Raw genomic sequence first — 17,951 nt, 5'->3', positions numbered from 1 at the left:
GCGTTCCCTCATCTACAATTCCTGTCATTACTTCAGAAGAGAGGATAGTGTCAGCCAACTCATTCATAACACCCAGATGGTACTACACGATGAACTCTCAACACTCCTGTAGCTGCTCTATGATGTGTCCTTGACATTGTTCCCCAGTGGTGTGTGGGTTGGATTATCCCCTCTGCCTAGAAAGGAAAACCTTATGCAACAGGATGAGCAGGTGACTTTCCCTCCCTCTCATCTGAGGAGTCTGGGAGGGCTCCTTCGCTGGCATCGCCTTCGTCTGGGCCTCTCGCAAGAAGCCCTTGCTGAGGCTATTGGCGTTTCCGCTAGAAGTATCGGGCGCTGGGAACAGAATCTGGCGCTGCCCCAGGAGATTTTCCGTGAGCGCCTCGGTCAACTGTTCGGCATGAATCTTCAGCATTTTCTTGCTGTCTCAGCTATCCAGAAGCCTGAGCCCCCTCTGCCCTCCTTGCCAGCCTGGACGGTGGACCTCCTTCCAGCCTCCTCCCAGCCAGGGATCCTCTTGCTGAAGTCTAAGCTGTGCCCCCCCCAGTTGCCTTGTACTCTCGTGAGGCGTGAATGCTTGCTTACGCAACTGGATGCCGCATGCGAGCACCAGTTGATTGTCCTCTGTGCCGCTGCTGGATGGGGGAAAACCACGCTGCTCTCTAGCTGGGCCACGCGCTACCCTCGTCCCATCGCCTGGGTGTCGCTCAATGAATTAGACAGTGATCCCAATCGTTTCTGGGGACTGGTGATTGCAGCGCTCAAGCGATGCGGCTCCTATCTGCCAACGGTCGGGGAAACGGCCCTGGCCATGCTCCACTCCTCGCAGCCTCCTACCTTGACCACGGTGCTGACCGCCCTCATCCAGGAGATGGAGGACACAGTTGCGGAAGCGCAGGCCATACTTATCCTGGATGATTACCAGGTGATTGAAGATCCCACTATTCACGAGAGCTTGCTCTTCTTGCTGGAGCATCTGCCTGCGTCCCTGCACCTGGTGCTCTCCAGTCGCATTGCGCCAGCACTTCCACTGTCGCGCTGGCGGCTGAGCGGCCAAGTGCTCGAACTACACGATGCTGAGTTACGCTTTACACCAGAGGAAGCGCGCCGCTTTCTGCAAGAGGCTATGGGCTGCTCTCTGACACAAGAAGAGGTGCAACTACTGCAAGAGCGAACCGAGGGCTGGATCGCGGGACTGCAACTAGCGGCTCTGGCCATGCGCGGCAGGCAGGATCGCTCCGCCTTTGTCAAAACGTTTGGTGGCGGCCATCGCCTGTTGCTGGACTATGTGCAGGAGGAAATCTTCCAGCGCCAACCGCTGCATCTCCAACACTTCCTGCTTCAGACGGCGGTGCTCACGCAGATGAACGCGGCGGTATGTCAGGCGATCACGGGGGAGCAGACGAGCCAGTTGCTGCTGGAGGCGATGGAGCGGGCCCACCTCTTTGTAGTGGCACTGGATGAGGAGCGGCACTGGTATCGTTTTCACTGCTTATTTCGCGAGGCTCTGCTGGCTCGTTTGCATGCCAGCCAGCCAGAACAAGTCCCCCTCTTGCATCAGCGAGCGGCGCACTGGTATGAGGAGCAAGGAGACATCCATGAGGCCATGGCACATGCGTTGGCAGCCGCCGACTACCACTTTGCCGTCTCCTTGATCGAGCGTGCTGCTGAACGGTTGTGGATGAATGGGGGAGCGAAGACCGTGCAGAACTGGGTCAAACAGCTCCCTGATGCCGTCTTGCGAGCACATGCCCTCCTCGCGCTCACCGCCGCCTTGCATCTGCTCGATCAAACCCAGTATGCTCCGCCGGCCCAGCGAGCCGAAGGGCTGGCGCAGGTGGAGCAGACGATAGCACGGGTGGAAAACCTCCTCAAGAGCCAGGAAGGGATCGTCGTGCAGTCGGGAACAGACCAGGCGCGCCTGCAAGCAGAAGAACTGCTGCTACGCCAGCGCATCCGCTTGTTGTATGGGCTGAACGCAACGAGGGAGGCCTATCTGCAAGGGAACAAGGTGCAACTGCATCTCACTGCCCAGCGCATGCAGGAGGAAGTGCTGGAAGACGATGTGACCTGGATGATGATCCCCACTTTTAGCCTCCTTGTCAGCTTTGCTTTCCATGGAGATGTCAACGCCGCGTTACCCCGGCTACTGGAGATGAAGCAGCGGGCATGCCAAGCACAGCATCGCTTCGCGACCTTCAGAACGATGTTCTGGGTCACTGTGGTCCACCTGGCCTCAGGGCAACTGCACCAGGCTTACCAGGAATGTCTGCAAGCGTTAGAGATGTTGAAGCAGCAGAGGGAACAGGTGCCTGCTGTTGGTTACCTCTACCTCGAATTGGCTGCACTCCACTGGATGTGGAATCAACTAGAAGAGGCGCACACCTGCCTGTGTACCGTGATAGACTACGCGCGGACCTGGCAAAATACGGATCTGCTCCTGTTGGCCTATTGTAGAACTGTGCAGGTCTTGCTGGCAGCGGGGAAGAGTGCAGAAGCAGAGCAAACATTAGAGGAGGCGGAACGACTAGCTCAGCATAGCGGTTTTGTGCTCCATCGACCCAGAGTGAGGGCGGCACGGGTACAGCTCTGGCTGGCACAAGGCAATCTGGCTGCCGCAGGAGCTTGGGCTAGCAACTATGAATTGACGCCGGATGCGTTGGAATATATCCGCGAACCTGAATATAAGATGCTGGTCTGCGTCTACCTCGCACAACAGCAGTATAGGCAAGCACAGCAGTTGCTGATGCTCCTGCTCCCCTCTGCACAAGGTGATGGGAGGGGAGGGGATGTCGTCTCTCTTCTGGCGCTACAGGTGGTGGCGCTGCAGGCCTCGGGAGAGGTGGCCCAAGCCAGACAGGTCGCGGCTCATCTGCTCTCCTTGACGGAGCCAGAGGGATACCTGCGCGTCTATCTGGATGCGGGTGAACCCATGCAACAAGTGCTCCAGAGCTTGCTCGAAAGTTGGTGCGACCAGCAGCACTCGTCTGCGGTGACAGTGTCGTACCTCACTCAGCTTGTGGCAGCTTTCACATAGAAAGCCAACCAGCGCAGGCGAGCCAGCCACATCATTGCCAGGCCGTATCGTGACGGGCATGATCATAATACCCTTGAGAACGTGAGACCGGACAGAATCTGTCCGGTCTTGTCCTGGCTGGAGAGGACAAGAGATCCTAGAATAGCAACAGCAGGATCCACTCAAGTCAAAGTCGCTGCTCAAATTTTCTGAAGAGTGCTGTTGGTCTCCATTGGCGCAAACAGGCACGCATGGGACAAGCAGAACAGCGGCTACGTTAACCACCCGATCGTTGCACATACCGATGTGACGCTCAAGCCGGGCACGAGGAAGAGGGAGTTGCACCCACTTCACAAAAAGGGGAAAGAAGCCATGTCCACAGAATACAACAAACAGGTCGTTCTGCGCTGGAAAGACGAGATCTGGAACAAACGAAACCTGAACATCGTTGATGAACTCTATGCCCCCGACTATAGAGGCCATATGAATGGTCCCATCCCAGGTCGCGAGGCACTCAAACAACTGCTTGCCGCCTACTTCGCCGCCTTCGGCGACATTCATCTCACCTCCCAGTTCCTGATCGCGGAGGGCGAGATGGTGGCGGTCTACGATACCATTCGGCTCAAGCACACCGGTGCATTTCAGGGTATCCCACCGACGGGGAAGGAAGCGGCCATTACCAGTACTGACATCTACCGCATTGTGGACGGGAAGATTGTGGAACAGTGGACCGAAGGTAACATGCTCAGCCTGCTGCAACAGCTTGGCGTGATCCCTGCAAAAGGACAGCTCCGTGAGTGATCTCTGTCGCCCTCCTTCATTTGTTAATTCCCTGATTGATGGAGAAGGATCACAAATCATGAGAGAGTTAATTCAGAAAAAGTCGTTCACAGAATAGCCGATACCCTGGTAGCAAAACGACTTGCGGCAAGCGTGTGGATTTCTGGACCAATGATCAGTATCTAGCGGTGGAAAGGGAAAGAGGAGCATGCTACCGATTGGGTATGTACCATCAATACGCGAAGAGAACTCTACGATGATATTGAACAAACGATTAAAGATTTGCACTCCTACGAGGATCTACCGGTACTTTAAGGGACAACGTGTTGTATATGACGAGCTTCTCAAGAATACACGGGATACATCCAGCTACTGGAGAGGAAGTCTGGCGAGGGGACCGGGAATGTGTTGACTGGCTCAGAACTGTGGGTTTAGCCATTGGATCAAACCGTGTCTATGAAACCATTGCTGACTCAAATGAGGAAGCGGCGATCATCGTCACGGCCTATGATCGACAGAGCGGTCAGCGGATCTGGCGTCTTCCCTCCATATGCAAGCCAAATTCAGGGGAATGGACGTATGATTGTCCTCCTCCGACGCTTGCCGGTGAAATGCTCTACGTGGTCCAGCGCGGCGAAGTCATCTGGGCGCTCGATGCTGCGACCGGACAGCAGCGCTGGCATATCTCTCTTGAAAAGGGGGGCGTAGCCCCACCATGCATTGCAGATGAGACCGTCTTTGTCGCGGCTGGTTCGTCTCTGTATGCGCTGCGCTAAGGACGCGCACGTTCTGTATCTTGTGCTTTTACGTGCTCTTGGCTGGTTCATCTGCCATCAGTTGGGTATCTGCAGTGGCGGAACCATCCCAGCGCACCTTGAGATGTGATGGTGAGAAGTGCCTGCCCAATCGCCTCTTGTAAGGGATACGTCAGAACTGAGAACGCAGGCAGGAGCCACCATGTGTTGCCTCTGCATATGTGTTATGCCACCAGTATCAGGGCCTTCAAAGCTTCCAACATGTTCAGTGAGAGCGGAAAAGATATGGTGCGCGGCGTCGATACTGCACGATCAGGGTAACTTCTCCAAACCAGGGTGGTGTTGAGGGCACGGATTGAGACGAGGACTGGATGCTGATAGATCCATCAGCAATACTATTCATAGAGATTTCCTTGATGAGAATGTCTACTCTCTCATTAAGGAGGCACATTTTTTGCTCAGGTGCTAGTCCCTACAACCTCGTTGCGCAATCCGTGGGCAATGCGACCAGCTCTCCCACATCGCCTTTGGCCACTCCTGCACTTGCCCTTTCCTCAGCATGTTCATCACCTCGAACCCTTGGAGTGTTCGCCAAGCGGTCTCAAATGAGAAAAAGCCTATCCCAGGTTTCGTCAAGCGTTTGATGAACCGATGATTTTGCTCGATCAGGTTGTTGAGGTACTTGACCTGTCTGAGCTTGCACCAATTTGGTGGCTCATATAATAATTTGGTAGCAGAGTGAGACAGTGTGATCCCGTACGGAGTAGACTAATGGAAACAGCGAGAGAGCTATTGTTGTGGAAAGACGGTCTGTTCAGATACCTGAACGGTGACCCGCCTTCAAGAGACAGCTCCCCGCCCATCAGGGTTACAAGGGTCTTACGCCAGCTTGTTGCAACGGCCCACGGCGTGAGAAGCGGAAACCGCTGAGGCCAGATTGCTGATCCCGATACGCGCTGACGCTCGCCCTGCTGGTCGGGCTTCTCGCAGGCTTACCTTGGTGCAAGGCGGCACCGGATAGTAAAGGCAAGGATGCTTATCCAAGCAAAAGCAGGTGTGTTATGAGTACAATCTCATCTGCATCCTCAGAAGAGGACGCCGCTATCAAGTATGTCTGTGGGATTGACATAGGAAGCCAATCCTGCTCCGGCTGTGTCTGCCAGCCGAGCAAAAAGGTGGTGGTCAAATCAATGGCCTTCGCCAATACCAAAGAGGGATGGAATGTGTGGTTCGACAGCCGAGGATGCCTGGCTGCCGTTGTCACTGCCAGGGCAGCCCACTCATCCCATTGGAACTCTCTATCCATCTCTACGAAGGAGGAGGCAGAACGACGTTCTGACCATATTTTTCCGCCTGGATGGTGTAGAGCCGGGCGTAGATACCGTCGCGTTCCAGCAATTCTTCATGCGTGCCATATTCGCTGATCTGTCCTTGCTCGATGACGGCGATACAGTCGGCCATACGGATCGTGCTGAAGCGATGGGTGATCAGCAGCGAGGTGCGGTCGCGCATCATCTCGCGGAAATGGCAATAGAGTTCATGCTCAGCCTGCGCGTCGAGGGCTGCCGATGGTTCGTCGAGAATGAGCAGGTCGCTGGAGCGCATCAGCATACGGGCCAGAGCCAGCTTTTGCCACTCGCCCCCTGAGAGATCGGTTCCGGCCTTTTTTTGCTCCGCCAGCCAGCGACTCAAGATGGTCTGATAGCCGTCAGGGAGGGACTTGATGCGTTTGTGAATACCTGCTTTGATAGCGGCCTGCTCAATCTCGTCTGTTGCCTCGATACGCTCGATCTCTCCCAGGCCGATATTCTCGCGGGCGGTCAATTCGTAGCGGGCGAAGTCCTGAAAGATGGTGCTCAGATGGTGTCTGAAGTCTTGCGGGTCGAACGTGCGAATATCAATGCCGTCCCAGAGAATCACACCTTCAGTGGGATCATAGAGCCGCGCTAACAGCTTGACCAGCGTGGTTTTGCCTGCGCCATTGAGTCCTACAAGCGCAAGACATTTGCCAGCGGGCAAAACCAGGTTCACATTCTGGAGAATCCAGGGGTGTTGGTCGCTATAGCGAAAGGAGACATTGTGTAGCGTGATGCCTTCCCTCAAGGGGGGAACTGGCTGAGAGTGTGTGCTAAGAGGAAGAGGCTGCTCCAGGTTCAGAATGTCTGTGTACAAGCGGAAGAACAGGACGCTATCATTGGTACGCGTCATCGAGCTGATGAGCATGCGGAGCGCACCCTGGACGCTACTCACAGCGCTGGTATAGAGTACCACATCGCCCAGGCTGATGCGCCCAGAAAATGCTGAGGAAATGACCACGACGAAGGTTGCGGAAGAGACCAGACTGCCTAGCAGAGCCAGCCCTGCCTGCCAGCGCAGTTCGCGTTTCTGTTGCTGGCGTTCATTCTGTTGTATGTCCCTGGTCATGCTCAAAAATCTCGAGAGGAAATACTCGCCGAGGTTGAAGAGGCGGATCTCTTTGGCGAACATGGTCCAGGAAAGGAGTTGACCATAGTACGATGCACGTCGTGCTCTGGGACTATTGAGCATGGCGATATCAAAGCGTTGACGGCTGAATTTCAACTGCACGAGAATTTCTGGCAGGACGGCGATGCTGATCATCAGAGCCAGCAAGGGGTTGAAGGCCAGCAAGATGCCCACAAAAGAGAGCAGCATCATGCCCTGCTGGGTAAGCGTGCCGAGAATTTGCAATGCCTGGCCTGGCGCGAACTGGGCGCGGGAGGCAGCCAGTTCCATTTTGTTGTAGAACTCCGGGTCCTCAAAATACGAGATGCCCACCAGGCCAGCAATTTTACGATAGAGCGTCTCTTTAATTTGCAAGGTCAAGCCGCGATCGAGTTCACTCAAAAAAAATCTGGTCGTTGGAGAGAGCGTCTGACCAACGACAAAAACAATTGTCTGAGTTACGAGCAGAAACGTTAGCTCAGGAATAAGGTGAGCAAAGGGCTGACCATGCAACCCCTGACCCAGGGCATCGAAGATCCCTTTGGAGAGCCAGGCCGAGGCCAGCGGAATACCTCCCTGGAACAGTTCAAGAGCAAGCAGGAGAAGACAACAGAATGGCAGCGTGCGCCAGGCAAGTGCCATCATCTGCCCGATGAGTTGCAGCATATCTCGTAAGAGCAGGGGCCAGTCGCGTAGTTTACGCATGCAACTCCTCCTGAGAAAGATCTGATTGTGCAGCATGTTCGAGCTGAGCGAGGACGGTTGCTGTGTCAAGTCTGGTGAACCCTGTCGCACGAACGAGGTGCTGCTCATCAAGCAAGCAATAAGCAGGAGTCCCAATGATGTGATACTCGTTGAAAAAAGAATGCACTCTGCGTGAAGCGAGGAGTACTGGTTGAGAGGGAGGAAGCAGCGCTATCAACTTATGAGCCGTCTCGCGTGTCTCATCTAAGACAAAAACGACGGCAACATGATGGGTAGCAAGTTCCTCTGCCAGTGTCAAGAAAAAAGGAATTTTTTGACGTGAGAGACTGATATTAGCAATAAACAACAAAAGCAGTGCTTTCCCATGATACCTGTCTGATGTGATGGTCTCGCCACTGAGCGTCTCAGCCCGAAATACAGGAGCGGGCTTTCCGGTGGGAAGAGGCTCGTAAGGGATGATGTCGCGAGATGATTCAGGTGGAGCGACAGAGGTGCCTGGAAGTTTTCCAAGCACGATGCCGATGATCTGATTGGTTGGAAGAGGACCCCAGATGCGCGAATCGATGCTGCTCTCACGATTGTCGCCGCAGACGAAGACATGTCCTGGTGAGATGTGCCAGTGCCATCTTCCTGCATCGTCTATCTGTGCTTTATTGCGCGTTAGCTCATCGAATTCAGCATCGGGATAAGGCGCAGTATCCTGCGTGAAGGTGTCGCCCCCCATTGCCACGATTCTCTTCACATACCACGTGCTGCGTCCCAAATCGCTCATAGTATGCTTCGGCGTTGCTCTGAGTACCACAACCTGTCCCCGCTGTAAGCGACCAGATGGATACCAACGAAAGACCAGGACACGATCTCCGTGCTTTAGCGTAGGTGTCATACTTGCGCCTATGACAGTCACCAGGCACAGGCTCTTACGCAGCAGAAAGAGTATGCAACAAAGAAAAAGGCAGAGTATGCAGACAATAACGACAAAAAGCATCATGGTATAGTGACTCTTCTCTCCAATGACAGAGCCTGTAGAGAACAACAAGCCCTGTCGTTGATAAAACAAGGGTCCAGTCGCTCAAACTGAGACTTGAGATTTTCGGATGCGCCTCCCGCTTTCCTCGCCGTTACATGGGATGAGTGGCTAACCCTTGCTGAAACCTTGCACACCTCGTATCGATCAACCAGGCATCTCCAGATCGATCAGCGCACTCTCGCCATCCATCCAGTCTGACAGGCATTCAGGATGGTGATTCTCCTACTACGAGCAGCCACACTGAAGAAAGACTCATTGACCACCGTCCCCAACGCAATACCAAGCATCAGTAGAGCCAGTCCGAACGCCACACCCCCAACCTGAATCACAAAAAAACGCCCTGGAATGCACTCCATCGTATGAGCGACCGCATTGGGCAACAGACGTTCACACAGGTATTCGACCAGGGCATTAACTGGCCCCAATGTGCACACAAAACGATCAACTGTTGACAGATGCATAGTTTTCCTCTCGTTTTTGGTTTGTAAAGAGCCACATACTGATCAAGTATATGGCTCTCACATAGAGACGTTCCTGCTAGGTGAGAAGCTTCTTAGCAGGTCAGATGGAATTCAGCAGCCATAGCTTTAATAACAGACGTCACATTCGCATAGAAAAGCGTATGAAAATCGGTTATTGCTGTCGCAGCAACCACAGAGCATGGCAGTGTGAAGATCACTGGTAGGACGACAATAATCATCCGTACAAACTTGTCCACAATTATACGTACCAGAAACGCAAGCGGCAACCGCTGCTGCCTCATTCTGTGGTAAAAAACGTGATGCAATATTGTTGACCAAAGTGTCCATCAGCTTGAAGCGGCGACCGAGACGATCAACGGTCGAAAAAATGGTATTGGTCATTTTATGACCTCCTTCAATTTGGTAGAGCTTCATGTGGAGTAAGCATATGAAGCCGATGATAGTATTCGCAATCAGGTTGCTTCCAAAAAACTGTGGTTCCTACTGGTTTCTTTGCGAAGCATCTGAGTTGAGAATCATTTAAGCAGGCGCGGCCTGTTCAGTCAGGGAAACCACGAGTTGCTTCCACGGCATATTATTCTCATGGGGATTCCCCGCCGCCTGAATTTGACTCTGTGCATTGATCAGGTAGTAGGTAGGCGTACCATGGACCTTGTAATCGGTAAAGAAAGGATTTTTCCGTCGAGGAGCCGACAGGAGCGGCAGCGTGATATCGTGCTCTTTTGCCAGATCGCGCGTCTCACCTATCCCACTATCGCTCACCAGAACAAGCTCTGTCTCCTTCATCTGGCTTCCCAGCGTCTTGAGCGAAGGGAGAATGTTTTCACAGGCTCCACAATGAGGAGCGATAAAAACAAAGAGCGCGGCCTTGTTGTGGTAGTCATCCAGCGTCACAGTCGTCTCGTCGAGCGATTGAGCACTAAAAGCAGGCGCTTCGGTTCCCTCTTTCAAGCCTTCCGGGACAGAAACGGGTTTGGCTTTGGGAGCTTTGTTCGCGTTGCGTACCAGAGCAAGCGTCAATAACACATTACAAATGAGAACCATCCAGAGGAGGGCTGAACTTACGATGAGGACAGTTTCCAAGAGATACCTCCTTGTTGCTATATCTGTTTGGTAGAAGAGGATTGATCGCCGGCGAGCAACTGCACAATATTGCTGAGCTGTAACCATAAGAGTGAGAGGAGCAGAGCGCTGATGGCTGCCAGGAGCCATTCTCCTAGTCCCAGGATGCGCCCGCTACCCTGGCTCCAGGATGTAGTGCTATAGCCTGCCAGCACACACACAATCAGGCCAACGTTGCGCCAGACATCTACCACGGTTACCTGTTGATCGCTGCTGCCAAAACAATTGCAAGAAATATGCAGCTTTCTGACGATAACAGATGCTAAGGCGATGCTAAAGATTATAAGGAGAAGCAGGGCAAGCATGAAGCCTGGGAGCAGTAGCTCGCCTCCCCCCAGGAGCAAGAGCACAACTGCCAGCTCTCCGCCGAGGAAAAGGATTGCGGCAGTATTACTCAACTTCCTGGAGAGGAGGCGAAAGGCAACAATACTCCGCTGAAATTGAGCAATATCGCGTACTTTGCTCCCAAACGAGATGAGAAAAACAACGCCCGTCGCACAACGACAGAACGCAGAAAAAAACATAGCAATGTACATGAAATTCATGCACTACCCCCATTTGTACCAGATAGTAAGAGAATTGTTTCTATGTCTCCATGATAATGGGTGTAAAGGCGCAAAGTAAAAAGTACAATATCCTTTGAGATCACAAAATAGAGCTAATAGGAGCTTCTTACTTAACGCGATGTGCGCAAGTTAGCTTGCCAAAGAAAAAGCTCATAAGGTGTCCTCAGAGGACTGAAACTCCTTTCTGAGGAGGCTCCCCATGAACGCGAAACGATTTGATGATCACCTGTTTTGCATACCTTTCGAGATGTTGCCAATGATCATCAAAGGCCAACGGTTGCGAACACGCAGCCCAGCACCAAAGTTGTTGGAGAGCAGAGTCATCACGATGGAAATCGTAAGCAGTGAGTCTTCGACTGAGCCAGGATAAAGGGCTGTTTGCTTCTTTCCAACGGCATTCCCTTCACTTTTTCCCGGTGCTTTCTGGCTTGCATCGCACCACCCTTGCCTTCTTTGCGGCATCCATGCCCGAATACTGGTGCCGCACCCCAACCACCGACTGACCTTTTTTGGGCCAGTCGGTGTCATCGAGCACCAACACGCCGCCCGCCGAGCTGCCCTCGACCAACAAGCGTACTCGCTGCTCATCGAGGGCCAATGGCTCCCATCACCAAAACTCACAGAGTCGTATTAGCTAAGGAAGACGTAGCCAGCCACGAATTCATAGCGATAGCCATTGTGGTGAATAGCGTCATCTCTCTCTTTGGCACTGGTCGTATAGAAGTGATCAATGTAGGTGGACGAACCCTTGACCAGACGATACAAAGGAACGGTGCCATTCTCTTGTTTGGGAAGGATATAACCAGCCACGAATTCATAGCGATAGCCATTATGGTGAATAGCGTCATCTCTCTCTTTGGCACTGGTCGTATAGAAGTGATCAATGTAGGTGGACGAACCCTTGACCAGACGATACAAAGGAACGGTGCCATTCTCTTGTTTGGGAAGGATATAACCAGCCACGAATTCATAGCGATAGCCATTATGGTGAATAGCGTCATCCCTCTCTTTGGCACTGGTCGTATAGAAGTGGTTGCCGGTGTCATTCTTGACCAGGCGATACAGAGGAAGTGCCTGAACGCCCCCCGACGCGTGTGTCGTTTCCAGGGCAGCTTCTGCCCCTACAATACCGAGAGCCGCTGCTACTGCAATAACAGATGTCCTAATGAAGAATTGCCGCCGAGCAAGCTTGTGCTTCTGGTCGAAGAAAACGCGCTCCGATGAGTGATCCATACGTAAAACTCCGTCTTTTTTGTGGTGAATAGAGCGACATGACAGGCCAGGAACAATCATCCTCTGTATTGATTGAGGACATTGCTTCGCTCGCCAGAAGTCGAAGTATTGCCGTGGGTCATCATTTGCAATGCTTCTAGACAAGCATCCCTATCTTTTTCAGTGGTTTGTGTTGTTTTGTCATGAAAAATGAAGCACATCAATATTCAAAAAAACAGAACCATTGAAACGGCCTTGTTTCTGTGTATGCCGCTGTAGCTATTCTAAGCCCTCTGGGACTCTACTGCTAGGACAGGAGCAGACAGAAAGTGTCTGGTCGCATTCTGTCTGGAGGAACCTCTTGTGACCTGGCAGGGACTGGCAGTTCTCCCCTCTCACCTCAGGTCAACCGTCTCGGCTTCCGTCGTGGCCGCAAATCGCCCAGCGCGGGGTCTGTCACCCTGTTTCGCTATGGACGCGGCAATGAGATATTGTCAACTTGGCAATAGAGCTGAACAATATGCTAGAAGAGCTTTATGAAAACAAACTGTATTGCTCCGGATTACAAAGGGTTCCGCTTCCCGCCTGAAATCATCAGCCACGCGGTGTGGCTGTATGTTCGTTTTTCGCTCAGTTGCGCGTGATGTGGAAGAGCGGACGACGCGCACCGAGGGATTGTTGTGAGCTATGAAACGGTGCGTCAATGGTGTTTGAAGCTTGGACAGACCTACGCCAATGAACGACGCCATCGCCATCCTCGTTGTGGCGACAAATGGTACATGGATGTGCGTCTCCCTGAAGATTAATGGAAAAACGCACTCCCTGTGGCGAGCGGTCGATCAGGATGGGACCGTGCTGGATATTCTGATACAGAGTTGACGCAACAAAACGGCGCCCAAACGTTTTTTTCGCCAACTGCGCGTATAGGGTGCACTACGTCCTACGCGTGATTATTACTGATAAACTCAAGAGCTATGGAGCAGCCAAACGTGAGATTCTGCCTGGCGTAGCACATCGACAGCACAAAGGCTTAAACAATCGAGCGGAAAACTCGCACCAACCCACACGGCTGCGTGAAAAGAAGATGCGGCGAAACACGCACAACGCTTTCTTTCAGCCTTCGGTCCGATCTCGGGACATTTCCAACCACGAAGACACCATCTGAGTGCCAAGGAATACCGTGCCACTTTACAGGGTCGATTTCAGACCTGGAATGAGATAAAATGGTGTACATCCAGGATTCTGTGGGAGCAATCGGTATAACTAGAGAACAAGCAATCTAAAAAGACAGGTTTGCGAGAGAGGAACTCTCTGAAGCTTTCTCCTCCAATCCTCTTTCACTGCTATGATGTTCCTGATCTTCCACGCACCAACAATGCGTTGGAGCAGTATTTCGGCTCAGCCCGCTACCATGAACGACGAGCGACCGGGCGAAAACAGACATCACCAGGCGTCGTCGTTCGGGGCCCTGTGCGAGTAGTCGCCTCCGTTGCTTCTCGCTTGCATCCTTTTCTCGACCTGAGCTTTGTCCGACTGATCTGACCCGATGGCGCGCCTTACGCAGCGAATTGAACCCTCGGCGCATGCAATACCGCTTCCGCAAGTCTCCTGAACGGTATCTGGCCGCCCTTGAAGAAAAACTCAGCAAGGAAAGATTACCGCCGTAGTTTTTTTGCGATCTCTGAGGGAATCCCCTTTTTTGTTACTTCTCCTACTCCTTTTCCCTCTTTTCTATCTCCCCTACCGCTCAGTTACCTCCGCAATTTCACCCCCACCTAGATCCTCGATTTACACCTATATTATTGCGCGACTCGCCTCCAACCACTATGCGCAAGAAACCAACAGCATCTTGACAATATGCGAGAACATACTTATACTACCTACTATAAATTAGATGATTTCTGGATGAGTGAGGGAGAATTGGTTTGACAGAGGAGGGTATCAGCAATGCCCGCAGGCAAGTGCTCTCTGCGGCTGAGCGCCTGTTTAGCGAGCGAGGCTATGCAGCAGTGACAATGCGTGATATCGCCGAGGAGCTTGGCATACGCCAGGCGTCGCTGTATTATCACGTTCCACAGGGCAAAGAACAACTCTTTGTGGAGGTTATTCAGGAAAGCCTCCAACGTCATCGCAAGGGCATTGAAGAGGTCCTTGCGCACAGCGAGCCTGACTTAGCCTCTCAGCTACGTGCATTAGCGTTCTGGCTTCTCTCGCAACCTCCTGTCGATTTTACTCGCTTTCTACGTTCAGATCTACCAGCACTGGAAAAAGAGCATGCAGATCGCTTGCTCTCCCTCGCTACGAAGGCGCTGATAGCTCCTATCAAGGAAGTCATCGTTGCTGCCTATCGCCGGGGAGAGATCCGTCTGGTGGATGAGAGAGTCATCGCAACCTCTTTCCTGGCGTTGATCGATTCTATCCATGCTCTGGATAACTATGCTCATGCACCTGGAGACGTGGTGGCACGTGATATCATCGATGTTCTTCTCGATGGCTTGCGTCGTCGCTAATTTTTTTGTTTTGACAACCTACCTTATTTTAGGTAGACACGTATTGCAATAGTCATGAGTACAAGGAGGTGTTCTTGTGTCTTCAACAAGTGGAGTGCGCGAAAATCGGAGAAGCACATCAGAGCCAGGGGTTACTGTGTCTCTCTTCAGTCGTATCGGGCACTTTTCTGTTCGGCATCGCTGGTGGGTGCTTGTTGCCACTCTGGCATTTGCGGTGGTATCAGCGATAGGAAGTGCGGGCCTTGGCAGCAGGTTAGATAGTGGTGGCTTTATAGTTCCTGGTTCGGAATCCGACCGTGCTGATACGACCCTGGACAAACAGTTCCATACAGGCGACTATAATCTGGTCCTTCTGATAACAGCGAAGCAGGGGAATATCGATGATCCTGAGATTGCCAGAGTCGGAGTGGACCTGACAAAGCAACTGGCTACTCAGGCGGGAATAGCTGAAACTATCTCGTACTGGACAAGTGCGTCTGCGCCAACTTTACGCAGCCGCGACGGCACCCAGGCGCTTGTCCTGGCAAGAGTCAGTGGCAATACTACCGAGGCACGTAATCGGATCGGCGCTCTCGCCCCTCGGTTTATCAGGGACGATGCGATGATGAGCGTCAAAGTTGGTGGCGACGATGCTGTTTTACAACAGTCTGGTTTACAGAGCCAGCAAGATCTTATCCGCTCAGAGAGCATTACCCTGCCAATTCTGCTCGTTCTACTTTTCTTCGCATTTCGCAGTCCCCTGGCAACTATACTGCCGCTTCTCATGAGCATATTAGCCATCACGGGAACACTCTTAACGTTAAGAGTCATTGTGTCATTTACTCAGGTCTCCAACTTCACGCTCAATATGGCAACGGCATTGGGTCTTGGTCTTGGCGTTGACTACAGCCTGTTCATTGTTTCACGCTTCCGAGAAGAGGTTCGTAGTGGAAAAGAAGTCCAGGCGGCGGTGGTCAGAGCCGTTGAAACGGCGGGGCGGATCATTGCTTTTAGTGCCCTGACATTCGGTGTCTCTCTTGCTGCCCTGCTGGTCTCTCCCAACTTCTTTTTGCGCTCCTTCGCTTATGCAGGCATGGCAGTCATCGTAGTTGGAGCTGTTTGTGCTCTGTTGACCTTGCCAGCAGTTCTTGCCATTTTAGGACATCATATCGACCGCTGGACGATAGGAGAGCAGCGCATAATTGCCAACGAGGAGGGTTTCTGGCATAGAACTGCTCTGTTTGTGATGCGTTTCCCAGTACCTGTCAGTGTTGTTGTGCTTGCTTTGCTGGTCATTCTAGGCTTGCCCTTCCTGCACATCACCTTTAGCATCGTTGATGACCGTATCCTGCCCGTCAGCGCATCCAGTCGTCAGGTTCAAGAATTGATGCGTTCCAACTTTACCGCCGATGAAGCCCATGCCCTCCATCTGGTAGCAGCTGATATCGCAGAACCAGCAACCCAGAGAACCGCTATTGAGCATTATGCGATGGCTCTGTCACGCACCCCTGGTGTTGTTCAGGTTGATACTTTCACCGGTTCATATGTACATGGTGTAAAGATAGAACGTCCTCTAGACTGCTCTACCTGTTTTATGGCAGAGCGTGGAATAAGGTTATCAGTGGTTCCCTCACAGGAGCGGGTTGATAAAGACGCATATGGTCTTGTTCGTGATGTGCGCATGCTGCCTGCTCCATTCCCGGTCGATGTGGGCGGACATATAGCGGAATCGCTAGATTTGCAAAACTCGGTTATACAACAGGTGCCATTTGTGATAGGACTCGTTGTTCTGGCAACGTTTGTGATTTTGTTTCTGATGACTGGAAGCCTGGTAATGCCGCTGAAAGCCACCCTGCTCAACTTACTGAGCCTCTCCGCCACCTTTGGAGTTCTGGTCTGGGTGTTTCAGGACGGCAATCTCTCTCATCTCCTCGGTTTTACAGCAACCGGTGGATTGGAGATCAGAACGGTTGTGCTTGTATTCTGTATCGCCTTTGGTCTTTCGATGGACTATGAGGTGTTCATTCTGGGGCGCATTAAGGAAGAGTATGAGAAGACAGGAGATACCATTCATTCCGTTGCTGTTGGTATGGAGCGAAGCGGACCCCTCGTCACCGCTGCTGCGGCTCTCCTGGCGGTTGCTTTTGTTGCGCTCAGCACCTCTGATATCGTGCTTTTCAAGTTGTTAGGTATAGGTATGACGCTGGCAGTGCTTCTGGATGCTACCATTATTCGAGCGCTGCTGGTTCCTGCTTTTATGCGCTTGATGGGACGGACTAACTGGTGGGCACCTCCAGTGCTTCAGCGTTTGCAACAACGAATCGGACTCAGCGATATGGAAACTATTCAATAACTGCAACGGAAGGATGGAATACGCTGATGAGTACAAATCATGCAATCATAGTTGATCACAATGCTACAGGACGACTGGCTATCCGCGAAGTTGACCTGCCATCTCCCTCTCAATCTGAGGCGCTGGTTCGCGCCTCCGCCATTTCGCTCAATCTGGGTGAAGTGCGCAACATAGCAGATGTGGAAGCAGGTTGGCGACCTGGATGGGACCTGGCTGGAGTCGTCGAACAGGCTGCAACTGATGGATCAGGGCCAAAAGTCGGAGCCAGGGTTGTTGGTATGCTAACCGCCGGAGCGTGGGCCGAGCTTGTTGCGATTCCTACCACTGTTCTGGCAGAAATTCCTGACGCCGTTACCTTTCCCCAGGCTGCCACGCTGCCTGTAGCAGGTCTGACCGCTCTCTACGCACTGGAAAAAGGGGGCTTCCTGCTCAATCGTAAGGTGCTGATCACTGGAGCATCAGGAGGTGTGGGGCACTTCGCCTGTCAACTCGCCCATAGAGCGGGGGCACATGTTGTTGCCTGTGTGAGACGAGTAGAGCGGGCAGCGGGCGCTAAGGACGCAGGAGCAGACGAGGTAATTGTTGGCGAAGATCTCTCTCTGGCCTGGCGCTCCGGTCCCTATCATCTAATCATTGATGTGCTTGGAGGAAAGTCTCTGGTCACAGCCCTGACGCTACTTGCCTCTGGGGGCCTCTGCGTTAATCTGGGTGGTGCAGAAAGCCCTGAAGCGACGTTACAGATCAGGTATCACTCTGTAATGACAGGAGGTTTCAACCTGTATAGGTTGTTCCTTCCTTATGAAATAGGATGCAGTCCGAACGCCGCGGCAGATCTGAGACACCTGGCCTGTATGGTTGCTGATGGACGGCTTCATCCGCAGATCAGTGTGGAGGCTCCCTGGGACGATATTGCAGTGGTTGTTCAGCGTCTTCTGAATCGTCAGATAGCTGGCAAGGCGGTCCTGCACATCACACACTAAT

17 protein-coding genes and 4 pseudogenes are annotated in these 17,951 nt (G+C 52.6%); 11 read left to right on the top strand and 10 right to left on the bottom strand.

The features are described from left to right. The first annotated feature begins 193 nt into the window (after nt 1-193). From K3T83_RS00630 to K3T83_RS00615, 4 genes and pseudogenes are all read left to right on the top strand, one after another. Entirely contained in the window at nt 194-3,037 is a 2,844-nt protein-coding gene (locus K3T83_RS00630) for a winged helix-turn-helix domain-containing protein (protein ID WP_220201080.1), read from the top strand. Nucleotides 3,038-3,388: 351 nt separating this feature from the next. Then, nucleotides 3,389-3,817: an ester cyclase gene (locus K3T83_RS00625; RefSeq protein WP_220201079.1), complete on the top strand. Its 429-nt coding sequence runs from the start codon at nt 3,389-3,391 to the stop codon at nt 3,815-3,817. A 177-nt stretch (nt 3,818-3,994) separates the two neighbouring features. After that, a pseudogene (cutA, locus tag K3T83_RS57665) lies at nt 3,995-4,111 on the top strand (divalent cation tolerance protein CutA); the annotation flags it as partial. Nucleotides 4,112-4,128: 17 nt separating this feature from the next. Continuing rightward, on the top strand, nt 4,129-4,572 hold the full coding sequence (locus tag K3T83_RS00615) for an outer membrane protein assembly factor BamB family protein (RefSeq protein ID WP_220201078.1): 444 nt from the start codon (nt 4,129-4,131) through the stop codon (nt 4,570-4,572). Nucleotides 4,573-4,816: 244 nt separating this feature from the next. Here K3T83_RS00615 and K3T83_RS00610 read toward each other — a convergent pair whose 3' ends face one another. The 9 genes and pseudogenes from K3T83_RS00610 to K3T83_RS00570 form a co-directional block, all read right to left on the bottom strand. Next, the gene (locus tag K3T83_RS00610; RefSeq protein WP_220201077.1) at nt 4,817-4,954 is read right to left on the bottom strand and encodes a hypothetical protein; all 138 of its coding nucleotides are present in this window, start codon (nt 4,952-4,954) and stop codon (nt 4,817-4,819) included. A gap of 69 nt (nt 4,955-5,023) precedes the next feature. Then, a pseudogene (locus K3T83_RS00605) lies at nt 5,024-5,247 on the bottom strand (DDE-type integrase/transposase/recombinase); the annotation flags it as partial. A 340-nt stretch (nt 5,248-5,587) separates the two neighbouring features. Further along, on the bottom strand, nt 5,588-5,857 hold the full coding sequence (locus tag K3T83_RS00600) for a hypothetical protein (RefSeq protein ID WP_220201076.1): 270 nt from the start codon (nt 5,855-5,857) through the stop codon (nt 5,588-5,590). 2 nt (nt 5,858-5,859) lie between these two features. Then, nucleotides 5,860-7,719: an ABC transporter ATP-binding protein gene (locus K3T83_RS00595; protein ID WP_220201075.1), complete on the bottom strand. Its 1,860-nt coding sequence runs from the start codon at nt 7,717-7,719 to the stop codon at nt 5,860-5,862. Beyond that, nucleotides 7,712-8,704 (bottom strand): signal peptidase I, encoded by a 993-nt coding sequence (lepB, locus tag K3T83_RS00590; protein ID WP_236065092.1) that lies wholly within the window; start codon nt 8,702-8,704, stop codon nt 7,712-7,714. Before lepB ends, K3T83_RS00595 begins: the two co-directional genes overlap by 8 nt. 209 nt (nt 8,705-8,913) lie before the next feature. Continuing rightward, nucleotides 8,914-9,207, bottom strand: coding sequence for a hypothetical protein (locus K3T83_RS00585; protein ID WP_220201073.1), 294 nt, complete (start codon nt 9,205-9,207; stop codon nt 8,914-8,916). Nucleotides 9,208-9,333: 126 nt separating this feature from the next. Next, nucleotides 9,334-9,609 carry a hypothetical protein gene (locus K3T83_RS00580; protein ID WP_220201072.1) on the bottom strand — a complete coding sequence of 92 codons (276 nt, stop codon included), beginning with the start codon at nt 9,607-9,609 and terminating at the stop codon, nt 9,334-9,336. Between the two features lie 138 nt (nt 9,610-9,747). Continuing rightward, entirely contained in the window at nt 9,748-10,311 is a 564-nt protein-coding gene (locus tag K3T83_RS00575; RefSeq protein WP_220201071.1) for a TlpA family protein disulfide reductase, read from the bottom strand. 17 nt (nt 10,312-10,328) lie between these two features. Beyond that, nucleotides 10,329-10,895, bottom strand: coding sequence for a MauE/DoxX family redox-associated membrane protein (locus K3T83_RS00570; protein WP_220201070.1), 567 nt, complete (start codon nt 10,893-10,895; stop codon nt 10,329-10,331). A 365-nt stretch (nt 10,896-11,260) separates the two neighbouring features. Here K3T83_RS00570 and K3T83_RS56020 point away from each other — a divergent pair, with 365 nt between their 5' ends. Further along, nucleotides 11,261-11,419 (top strand): hypothetical protein, encoded by a 159-nt coding sequence (locus K3T83_RS56020; RefSeq protein ID WP_236064763.1) that lies wholly within the window; start codon nt 11,261-11,263, stop codon nt 11,417-11,419. A gap of 127 nt (nt 11,420-11,546) precedes the next feature. Here the strand turns inward: K3T83_RS56020 and K3T83_RS00555 are convergent, their stop codons facing one another. Then, on the bottom strand, nt 11,547-12,149 hold the full coding sequence (locus K3T83_RS00555; protein ID WP_220201067.1) for a hypothetical protein: 603 nt from the start codon (nt 12,147-12,149) through the stop codon (nt 11,547-11,549). Nucleotides 12,150-12,457: 308 nt separating this feature from the next. Between K3T83_RS00555 and K3T83_RS00550 the strand changes: the two genes are divergently transcribed. The 6 genes and pseudogenes from K3T83_RS00550 (at nt 12,458) to K3T83_RS00525 (ending at nt 17,950) form a co-directional block, all read left to right on the top strand. Then, nucleotides 12,458-12,637 (top strand): hypothetical protein, encoded by a 180-nt coding sequence (locus K3T83_RS00550; RefSeq protein ID WP_220201066.1) that lies wholly within the window; start codon nt 12,458-12,460, stop codon nt 12,635-12,637. A 27-nt stretch (nt 12,638-12,664) separates the two neighbouring features. Then, nucleotides 12,665-13,391, top strand: a pseudogene (locus K3T83_RS00545) (IS6 family transposase). Between the two features lie 63 nt (nt 13,392-13,454). Further along, a pseudogene (locus K3T83_RS00540) lies at nt 13,455-13,795 on the top strand (ISNCY family transposase); the annotation flags it as partial. A gap of 258 nt (nt 13,796-14,053) precedes the next feature. Further along, complete coding sequence (locus K3T83_RS00535) at nt 14,054-14,638, top strand: TetR/AcrR family transcriptional regulator (protein WP_220201065.1); 585 nt, start codon at nt 14,054-14,056, stop codon at nt 14,636-14,638. 76 nt (nt 14,639-14,714) lie between these two features. Further along, a complete protein-coding gene (locus tag K3T83_RS00530; RefSeq protein WP_220201064.1) occupies nt 14,715-16,970 on the top strand; it encodes an MMPL family transporter in 2,256 nt (751 codons plus the stop codon). A 26-nt stretch (nt 16,971-16,996) separates the two neighbouring features. Then, on the top strand, nt 16,997-17,950 hold the full coding sequence (locus K3T83_RS00525) for a zinc-binding dehydrogenase (protein WP_220201063.1): 954 nt from the start codon (nt 16,997-16,999) through the stop codon (nt 17,948-17,950). The last annotated feature ends 1 nt before the right edge of the window (nt 17,951 follow it).

Source organism: Reticulibacter mediterranei, assembly GCF_016587455.1.
The sequence above is the reverse complement of the archived record's forward strand: the minus strand, read 5'-3'. Positions and strand labels throughout refer to the sequence as shown.